Source organism: Allobosea sp. P1_A7 (assembly GCF_056406775.1).
On sequence record NZ_JBFTZN010000266.1, the window covers coordinates 1 to 10,840 of the forward strand.

Below are 10,840 nucleotides of genomic sequence, written 5' to 3' on the forward strand. Positions count from 1 at the left end.
CCGAAGGCGTGCCGCCAGGCGAGCGCACCGCGCAACTCCAGGCCCATGCCGTTCACGGTCACGTTCGTCGATGCTCTCAGGCCCAGAGTCGTGAAGGCGGTGCTCATGTCGGAGCTGCGGCCGACAAGAGCCGCCGCCGCGCCCCGCTGGGTAAAGCCGTCGCTCTGCAGGTTGACATAGGCAAGGCCGGCAAAGGGCTCGAGCGCGACGCGCCCGGCATCGATGCGGTAGCCCAGTTCGCCGAAGACCTGCGCGGTTGCCGCATTGTAGTCGCTCCTCAGCCGGTCGGAGAAACCGGTAAAGGAGACGGTGCGATCGACCGTGAGGTCGTGCCAGCTATAGGCGGCGCCGGCGCGCAGCCCGAGCGCGCCCCATTGGCCGCCGCCATAGAGACCGAGATGATAATTGTCGCTGTTGCCGGAGGAGATCCGGCCCTTCGCCTCGAAGGTCGAACGGCTGTAGCCGCTGTAGAAACCGACGCGCCAGTTGTCGAAGACCGCGGCATCGGCGCCGAGCAGGAAGCCGCCGCTTGAGCGCGAGAGCTTCGACACGCCGCCCTGGGCCTCATTCCGGCCCCAGGAGCCAAAGCCCTGCCCCCAGACCGCGAAACGGTCGCTGGGAACGAGCCGCGGCATCGGCCCGGTGACGGGCGCTGCCATATCGGCCGTGAAGCCATAGGTCATGACCGGCTGCTGCGCCGCCGCGACGGTCCCGAACGCCGACCTCAGGCGATCGATCGCCGTTCCGCGCACCACAGTGCTGTCCTCGAACAGGATGGCCTGCGCCGACGCGTGCACTTCGCCCGACAGGGCGTCGAACGCCTGGCGCGCCGAGGGGGCATCGAGCTTGACGATGGCATCATAGACCGGATTGCCGGTGCCGAGCCGTTCGCCTGCCGTGCCCAGGCTCGTCTGGTTGCGGGTCTGGCCGACGCTGCCGAAGGAGACATCGTTGCGCGCGATCGTCAGGTAGGTTTGCGCGGCATCGTAGCTCAGGCCCGGGGTCAGGAAGGCGAAATTGCTGGTCACCGAGGTGAACTGGCCGGAAACGCCGCCTGCTGCATCGAAGAGTTTGAAGCGCGCCGAGGGCGGCATCGCGCCCGAGATGGCCGCGATCGCGAGCGTGGCGCCGGAGACCGTGATCGTGCCGGTCGAGATGATCTGGTCCGACTGGCCGGCGCCATTCACCTCGACCTGATAGATCGAACCCGGCGCGAAGCTTACGTTGCCGTTGACGGTCAAGGTGCCGATGGAGTTGCCTGGCGCGACAATACCCCCGCTGAGCACGTTCAGTCGGCCAATCGTACCATTGCCGCCAAGCGTCGCGCCGCTTTCGACGGTCACGGCGGAATTGGCGAGCGAGCCGTTCACGGCGAGCCGCCCGGCCGCGATCGTGGTGGGGCCCGACAGCGTGCTGGTGCCGGTCAGGTTGAGCGAGCCGGTGCCCGTCTTGGTGAAGCGGCCGGTACCGTTGATGGCGTTGGCGAACTGGGCGTCGCTGCCCTGGTCGATCACCAGGGCGGCGTTGTTCAGGATTGCGCCGCTGCCGAAGCTGGTTGCGCTGCCGCGCAATGTGCCGGCCGTGATCGTCGTGCCACCGGAATAGGTGTTGACGCCGGTCAGGTCGAGCGTGCCAGTTCCAAGCTGCTTCAGAGCACCTGCCCCGGAGATCTGGCCGGAGAAGGCGACCATGTCGGATCGGTTGAAGGCCAGCGTGCCGCTATTGGCGACATTGCCGCTGATCGCCCCCGTCGTGCCGCCATCGCCGATCTGCAAGGTGCCGGCGCTGATCGCTGTGCCACCCGTGTAGCTGTTGACGCCGGTCAGGATCAGCGTGCCCGACCCCATCTGGGTCAGCGCGCCCGAGCCGGATATGGCGCCTGCGAAGGTCACGCTGTCCAAGCGGCTGAAGGCGAGCCTGCCGTTGTTGACGACAGCACCGGTGATCTCGCCCGTCGTGCCGCCGGCACCGACCTGCAAGGTACCAGCCGAGATCGTCGTGCCGCCAGTATGGCTGTTCGCTCCGGTCAGGACGAGCGTGCCCGCGCCAAGCTTGGTAAGCCCGCCGGCGCCGCTGAGCGCCTGGCTCAGGGTGAAGCTGTTGGCCGCATCGGCGATGTCGAAGCCACCGCCATTGCTGCCCCAGCTCACAGCCCGGCTGGTCGCGGTGAAGCTCGTGCCGGTCACGCGCAGGACGCCGCCGTTGAAGACCAGACCGCCGGCCGCCTGGCCGAGATTGCCGTCGGACGAGACCGAGAGCGTGCCAGCGTTCAGGAGCGTGTTGCCGGTGTAGCTGTTGGCGCCGGAAAGGACGAGCGTGCCGAGATCGGTCTTCACCAGGTCGCTCGCACCGGTCAGGTTCGATGCGATGGTGGCGACATAGGAGGCGCCGCCCGAGGTGCCGTCGCCGACACGGATGATCGCCTGCGCGCCGCTGAGGGTAACAGTACCGCCCTCGATCCTGTAACCGTCAGCTGCGAACTGCATGCCCGTCGCCGAGACCGTGCCGAGGCTCGTGTCGACCGTGACGATGCCGCTCGTGCCCTGGAAGACCATGAAGCCCGGGGCCGGCGCCGCCGGGGCGTTAATGCTGCCGTTCTGGTCGGTCCAGTTGCCGCTGGTCGCGCTCCAGATTCCGGCGCCGCCATCGATCRCGCCGTTATTGGCGTTGCCCGCCGCGCCGCCGTCCCAGAATTTCAGGGTGAGGCCGTTGCTGTTGACCAGGTTGACCTGGCTCGCGACGGAGGTCTGCACCGAGAGATCGCCGGCCGAAACGCCGCTCGGCAGGGTGCCCAGCGTCAAGCCGTTATTCGTCAGCGTGCCACCATAGTTGATCAGGCGGTAGATGCCGCCGCCGAAGCCGCCGGCATTCGCGACATTGAGGGTGCCGGCCAGCGTGAGATTGCCGGTCACGTCGACGCGATCGCTGCCGCTCCCGGTCGGGAGATTGGGCAGGCCGAGATCGAAATCGAGCTGCGAACCGGAGGACAAGGTCAGCGCACCGACGCTGAGCGTGCCCGTGGTCAGGGTGCCGGGATTGGCGCCAGGTGCCAGGCGCCCGCCGCTGGCGATGGTGACCGCGCCGGCGATCGTGCCTGCACCGGCCAGCGTCGCGCCGCTCTGCACCGTGACCGCCGTGTTGCCGAGCGAGCCCGACACCTCCAGCGTGCCGCCGCTGACCGTGGTCGCGCCGGTATAGGAGCTGGCGCCCGAGAGTTTGGTGACGCCCGTGCCGCCGGTACCACCGGTCGTTTCGAAACTGCCGGTGCCGCTGATCGCGCCAGCGATCGTGATCGCGTTGTTCTTGTCGATGACGAGGGCGCCGGCATTGGCGATGGCGCCGCTGCCGAGCGAGCCCTGTGCGCCGCCGCTGCCGACCTTGAGCGTGCCGGCCTCGATCACGGTGCCGCCGCTATAGGTCATACCATCGCCGAGGACCGTCGTGCCGGTGCCGCGTTGAGCGAAGCTGCCTGCGCCGCTGACGGCATTGGGCATCGCATAGATATCGGAGCGCTTGACCGCGAATTCGGCGCCGGACGCAACCGTGACCGAGCCCGCGATCGAACCCGCCGCGCCGCCATTGCCGATCTGCAATGCACCGGCATTGACGGTGGTGCCTCCCGTATACGTGTTTGTGCCGGTGAGGATCGTTCGTCCGGTGCCGTTCTGCTCGACCGAGCCCGCGCCGACGCCGTCGGAAACGACGTGGCTGAAGATGTATTCGTTGATGCGGTTGAAGGCGAGGACGCCGCTATTGCTGACATCGGTCGCAAGCGCGCCAGCCGTTCCGGCATTGCCGATCTGCAGCGTGCCGGCAGCAATCGTCGTGCTGCCGGTAAAGGTGTTGTCGCCCGTCAGGGTCAGGCGGCCCGTGCCCGTCTTGGTCAGCGAGCCCGCGCCGCTGATGGCGCCGGCAAAGATCGAATCGGTGGTCGTGCCCGCGCTGAGCGCCCCGCCCGAACCGAGCTTGACCTCGCCTGCACCGCTGAGGGCGCCGATGCCTTGCGAGAAGCCGCCAAGGTCGAAGGACGCTCCCGAGGAGACCGAGACATCGCTGCTCGTGTTCAACCGGTTGTTGCCGCCGAGCAGCAAGGTGCCGGCGGCGATGGAGGTCGGGCCGGAATAGGTGCTGGCGCCGGTCAGGGTCAGCGTGTTGCTGCCAAGCTTGCGGAGCGCGCCATTGCCGGAGATCACGCCCGCGAAGCTGGCAGCGTTCAGGTTGTCGAATTCGAGCGAGCCGTCATTGAAAACAGCGCCACCGACCGAACCATCATTCGTGCCGTCATTGCCGATCCGCAGCGTGCCGCCGGTGGTGATGGTCGTGCCACCGGAAAAGGTGTTAACCGCCGTCAGCGTCAAGGTGCCGCTGCCGGCCTGGGTCAGTGAGCCGCTGCCGCTGATCACGCCAGCATAGCTAAGGTCGTTCGTGCGCTTGAAGCTGAGCGCGCCGTTGTTGAGGATGTTGCCGGAAATCGCGCCGGTCGTGCCGCTGTCGCCGATCTGCAGGGCGCCGGCGCTGATCGTCGTGCCGCCGGCATGGCTGGCCGCGCCGGTCAGGATCAGCGTGCCCGCCCCGCTCTTGGTCAACGCACCCGTGCCGGAAATGTCACCGGCGAAGCTCAGGCTGCCGGTGCGGTTGAAGGCGAGCGCGGCATTGTTGACGACATTGCCGACGAGCGAGCCGGTGCCGCTGCCATCGCCGATCTGCAATGTGCCACCGCTGATCGTCGTGCCGCCGGTGAAGCCGTTGGCGCCGGTCAGCGTGAGCGTGCCCGTCCCCGCCTTGGTCAGCGAACCGCCGCCGATGATGCCGCCGGCGAAGGTCGAGGAGGCATCGGCGTTGCCGACCGTCAGTGCGCCGCCCGTACCGAGCTGGACCGTGCCGGCGCCTTCGAGCTTGGCGAGGCCCTGTGCCCTGCCATCCATGTCGAAGGTCGCGCCCGACTGGACCTCGAGGTCGCCATCGCTGCCCAGCCGGTTGTTGCCGCCGAGCTTGAGCGTGCCGGCGACCACCTTGGTGCCGCCCCGATGGGTGTTCTCCCCGGTGATCGTCAAGGTGCCCGCACCGTCCTTGGTGAAGGTGCCGCGATCGCTGCCGCCGTCCAAGGCCCCCCCGGCATAACTGCTCGTGCCGGCCGTGTTGAAGACAAGGCTGGTGCGGACATAGATATTGCCGGCGATGCTGCCATCGGTCGTGCCGTCGCCGATCTGCAACGTCCCGAAGCTGACGGTCGTACCGCCGGTATAGGTGTTGTTGCCTGTCAGGATGAGCTTGGCGTTGCCGGTCTTGGTGACCTGGCCGGAGCCGGAGATGTTGCCTGCGAAGATGTAGTCGTCGCTGCGGCTGAAGGCGAGCATGCCGTCATTGACGACATTGCCCAGGATCGAGCCGGTTGTCGTGCCCGAGCCGATTTGAAGCGTCCCGCCGGAGATCGTCGTCCCGCCCGTATAGGTGTTGTCGCCGGTCAGGACGAGTTGGCTGGCCCCGCTCTTGGTAAGCGACCCGGTGCCGGAGATCACGCCGGCGAAACTCGACAAACTGGACGTCCTCAAGACCGTCAGCGCAGCGCTGCCGAGCTTGACCTCGCCCAAGCCGTCGAGCCCACCRATCGTCTGCGTGCGGCCGTCGAGATCGAAGACGCCCGCCGCGCTGTTGATGTTGAGCAGGCTGTCGCTGGAGAGGGCGCCGCCGGCGCCCAGTTTCAGAGTGCCGCCATTGATGTTTGTCGCGCCGGTGCTGCCGATGGCACTCGTGAGCGTCAGCGTGCCGCTGCCCGCCTTGGTTAGAGCGCCCGTGCCGGTGACCGTACCGCCATAGCTGATGCTGCCGGAGGTGTTGAAAGCCAAGGTACCGTTATTGATCACGGAGCCGAGGATCGTGCCATCGGTCGTGCCGTTGCCGAGCTGCAAGGTGCCGGCTGAGATCGTCGTACCACCGGTATAGGTATTGGTGCCGGTCAGGATCAGCGTGCCTACACCCGTCTTTGCCAGAGCGCCGGCGCCCGCGAGGCTGGCGCCGATCGTGCCGGCCGACAGGTTGAAGGCAGTCGTGGCCGTGATCGAGCCTGTTCCGGTGACGCTGCCGCCGGTCATCGTGAACGTCCCGACACCGAGATTGTAGCCCGCGGCGACATTGACCGTCGCGGTGCCGCTATTGGTCAGCGTGCCGATACCGGTCATGTTGCCGCCGGTCAGCGGAAGCGTGCCGTTATTCTGGTTGTTGATGTCGCCGATGACGGCAACATCGCCGCCGAGCACCTTGATCTGCCCGTCATTGTTGATGCCCTGGCCGGCCGACAGCACCGCCGACCCGGTCGGGCCATTGAAATTGATCGTGCCGCCGCCCTGGTTGTTGATCGCGCCGGCATCGATGACGCTGCCGCCCACACCGACATCGATGACCGCATTGTTGTTGAGCGTATTGCCGATGCCCTTCAGGGTCGCCCCAGTGCCTATGCTGATCGTGCCCGCGGCGTTGTTGATGGTCTGAGCGCTGAGCGTGCGCCCGGCGCCGATCGTGGTCGTGCCGTAGTTTGTCAGAGTGGTGATGCCGGTGACATCATCGGCCGCGGTCGCGCCGCTCACCGACATGGCGACGCCGCCATTGACCTGGATCGTGTTGTTGAAGACGCCGGCCAGCGTGGTGGTGCCGCCCAGTTCGATCGCGCCGATCGAGCTGCCGGCGAGCGCCCTGATGCTGTTGGTGCCGCCGGTGATGATGATGGCCGTCGACGCTGCGCCGTTCAGGCCTCCGGCACCGCCCAAGGCGCCACCCGCGATCGTGCCGCTATTGATGATCGTCAGGTTCTGCCCGATGATTCCGTAGCCGCCGGCCTGTGGCCGGTAGGGTTGGGCGTTCTGGAAATCGGTGCCGCCACCGCCGCCCTTGATGGTGCCTGTATTCGTGATCGTCAGCCCGGCCGAGCCGGTCGCGGTAATGCCGTTGCCGCCTCTGCCGCCCGCTCCGTTGCCGGAGGGGTCGGTGAACGGATTGATCGCTCCGTTGGCTGAGCCGCCGCCGCCGCCATTGCCGCCTGTGATCGTGCCGGAATTTGTGAGGTTCGCACCGGTTCCGGCGATGATGCCGGAGCCACCGCCGCCGCCACCACCGCCGCCGCCGTAGGAGTAGTTCGGCACGGAATTGTAGTTTCCGCCGCCGCCATTACCGCCTTTGCCGCCGGTAATGGCGGCGCTGTTGTTCAGATCGGCGTTAAGTGTCAGACCGGCACCGCCGGCCCCGCCGCCACCACCACCGGCGCCCGCCGCATAACCGCCGCCGCCGCCGCCGGCACCGTCGGAGCCGCCACCGCTCCCGCCTCGGTTCCCCTGACCACCGGTGCTTCCGCCGCCGCCGCCGGGAGCCGTCGCACTGCCGTCTCCGTAGGCGCCGCCACCTCCGGCGCCGCCTGCGGTAGCGCCATTCGGCGCGCCGCTGCCATTGCCGCCATTGGCTCCGGTGTACTGAGCCAGCGCTGGCCGTTGTGTCGCCGCCAGCATGACCGGCATGACCAGCGCCGTGCAGGCAAGCAGCACTGCGCGACGCCTGCGCCAGTGGCGCACCGGTGCGGCAACCCGCTCAGCCCGGTTGACCACGGGAGCAGCCCCGTCATCGATGCCTGTTCCGGCCAGCCGAACCCGGCGCCCCGTCTCGATCTCTGCGGTCATGGCGAAGCCCAAATCCCCCCAGGCGCCGAGCGCCCCAGTCCTTGATGCAACCCCGGATTGCGAGGTCGCTACGTCGTCTCACTCAGCGCCTGTCAGGGCGCCGTCGGCCAGAACACACATCAGATCGGCAGCGAGCGCCCTCTCGCGCCGCCGCTCATTCCCAGTCCGCCGCTTGACGCGCGGCCGCGCCGGAGGCGCGGAGCAGCAAACAGCCGACCCMTCGTCTGAAAATCACGGGAGCGGCTTCCACTCGCCCGGGTGAGTATCGTCGGCACGCCAGGCAAGCAGGGCTCCCTCCCGGGCCGATCGCCCGCGCTCCGCCTCACCGGCGAAGCCTCCATGACCATCACCGCCGCGAGCACGAAGCAGGAACTGCCGCTGCGACAGTCCGGTCTTACCAGAACGTCCGGACGGGACCAGACGGGCACAGCCTCCCGATGTGAACGGTCGTTAGCATTTGAAGGGATTTATGATTTTGTTCCGGCGAAAGGCGCGCCACGGGGCCGATCGGGGCTTTCAGTAGCCAGTTTCCCGTGCCGCGGCGTCCAATTTCAAGGACGCTTCACCGCCCTGCGAGGAGCGGCCGACATAGCCATGCCAGACAGTGATCAGGCGGAAGGCGAGGTCGTAACTGCGAAGCGCCCCTCAGCCCACGGCCATCACCTCCGGCTCGCGTTGCTTCACTCGAATCTGCGCGTGGCGCCCCCTGTCGATATCGTCGATCTGCTGCTGCACCTGGGCGATCACCTGGCGAGAGAACGGGCCGAGATGGACGTAGAGCGCGACCATCATCATCACATAGGGCAAGGCCCGGCGGTTATGCGCGAGACAGTCGACCAGTGTCTTCCAGAACTCGCGCCTGACGCCGCCCCTCATCGTCGACAAGCGCCAGAGCAGACGCCAGGACGATTTCAGCTCCTGCCATTCCATGGATTTCGGCAGCTCCAGACGGCGATTGGTGCAGTCGAGCATCCGGCCGACGCGCCGAACCCGCCCAAAGAAAGCCCCGGGCGCATAGACGGCCTCCAGAACGGCCTCGTAGTCCGCCAGAATGGCGCGACGCGGGCGACTGGTCTCGAAGTTGAGGCCAGCGGTGCACTGATCGCCGAACTGCAGTGCGGGAGCGGTCTCATCGGGTATCTGGAGCCGGCCCTCGCGCTCCAGGCGTCGCGTCAGCTGGGTGTTGGGCAGGGCATAGAGCAGGCCGACCATGCAGACCGGGATCGCGGTATCCTCGATACAGGCGATCATGTCGCGCGCGACGCTGCCCTTTTCGCTGTCGAACCCGAGGATGAAGCCGGCATTCACGAACAGCCCCGCCCGGTAGATCCTGTGCACGCTCTCTTGCAGGCTGCGCCTTGTGTTCTGCTTCTTCTGCATCGAGATGAGCGTCTCGGAGTCCGGGCTCTCGATGCCGACGAAGATCGTGAAGAAATTGGCCTCGCTCATCGCCTGCATCAGGGCGGAATCATCGGCAAGGTTGATCGACGCCTCGGTCGAGAATTCGAAGGGGAAGTCCTTCTCGGTGATCCAGCGCTTGAGGTCGGGCAGGAACTGCTTGAGCGCCTTCTTGTTGCCGATGAGATTGTCGTCGACGAAATCGACATGGCCGCGATAGCCGAGTGCATGCAGCGCCTCGAGCTCGGTCAGGATCTGCGCGCTCGTCTTGGTACGCGGCACGCGCCCATAGAGCTCGATGATGTCACAGAACTCGCAATTGAAGGGGCAGCCGCGCGAGAACTGGATGCCGACATGCAGATAGCGCTCGAATTTCAGCAGATCGAAGCGCGGCGTCGGACTCCTCGTGACATCGGTCTTGCCCATTTCGGACCTGAAGACGCCGGTCCTCGCCCCCGATCTCCAGGCGGACACGAAACCGGCCATGATCTCCTCCGCCTCCCCGAGCACCAGGAAGTCCGCGGCCTCATAGACATGCGGCGTGGAGGTTGCGTCGGGTCCGCCGACGACGACCGGTTTGCGGTGCATGCGGCACTGCTCGATGATGGCGAGGGTACCCTCCTGCTGCGGCAGCATGCCTCCCGTCATCACGAGGTCGGCCCAGCCGAGATTCTCTTCGGCGAGTTCCTCCGTGTTCAGGTCGACGAGACGGATCTCCCACGCCGCCGGCAGTAGTGCAGCGACCGTGATCAATCCGAGGGGGGCGGCGGGATGGAGCGCTCCGGCGAGCTCGCATGTCGCCTTGTAGTTCCAGAACGAGCCCGCGTTGAAACGCGGATAGACCATCAAGACCCTGCAGCGTTCACTAGGCATGTCGTCTCCTGCTTCGCGCTTTGATTGGAGGAATGCGGGCTCATCGGCCGACGAGCCTCCAGACGGCCGCGCCTGCGTGCGAAAAACGTGGGGGCCGCGAGACCTTGCTGATTGCCAAGACTTGCCGGTTGCCAGGACTTGCTGATCGCAAAGACTTGCGGACTGGGGGAGAAGCTTGAGAAATCGCTGCTACCGTCGTTGAGCGATCGCTGCTCGAATGCAGCATTGGGCGGGTGGAAAGACGGACATTGCGTCCCTGCCTCCGGGTTGGCAGGGACATCATGAGCAAGGACCATGCCTGGGAGGCCGGTGCTCTCCACGCGTCAAAATACGGTGTTTCAGCGTTTCCTGAGGGAAAACGCCCCTAAAAGCCCCTCAAAACATCAGGGAAGCTCCAAACGCTGGAGCTGCCGCGACCACTCCGTCGCACCAGCTCCGTCGCGCCTGCGGCCTGTGGTGCGGCGCCCCGTCACCGGCGCCTGGCGACGACAACGAAGGTCTGGCACCGCCTCATCAGGGCCGGGAACCGCCGCCCCAGGGCCTCGACCCGGGCCATGCACAATGTGTTCAACCAATCGAACCGCCGGAAGACCGGTGGCCAAAGCCCGTACCAATGCACCTCCTCGACCACGAAGCCGTGCGCCTCGAGCAGCGCAACCGCCTCGTCCTCGCGCATCAGCTTGTTGATCTCGCTCCCGGCGAGACGGTTGCGAACGGGATAGACGAGCCCGACCAGGCTTGCCGGATTGCCATGGAAATTGGCGACGAGGACGCCGTCCTTGACGAGGCATTTCCTCAGAACATCGAGCACCTCCGCACGAAGCGAGGGCTCGGCATTGAGGAAAAAGCGGAAGGCGGTGCAGACCTGCCGGTCGCTGACGGACTCGGTCGCACCGGTCTGGGTC

General features: G+C 66.6%; 2 protein-coding genes and 1 pseudogene. All 3 read right to left on the reverse strand.

Translation table 11 applies throughout. From position 1 onward, the window contains the following. Positions 1-7,664, reverse strand: a 7,664-nt coding sequence (locus AC1D34_RS30350) for an autotransporter-associated beta strand repeat-containing protein (protein ID WP_476826217.1), incomplete at its 3' end; no start/stop codon positions are given. 645 nt (positions 7,665-8,309) lie between these two features. Then, a complete protein-coding gene (locus AC1D34_RS30355) occupies positions 8,310-9,935 on the reverse strand; it encodes a B12-binding domain-containing radical SAM protein (RefSeq protein ID WP_441491064.1) in 1,626 nt (541 codons plus the stop codon). Between the two features lie 469 nt (positions 9,936-10,404). Beyond that, positions 10,405-10,840: pseudogene (locus AC1D34_RS30360) on the reverse strand (hypothetical protein); the annotation flags it as partial.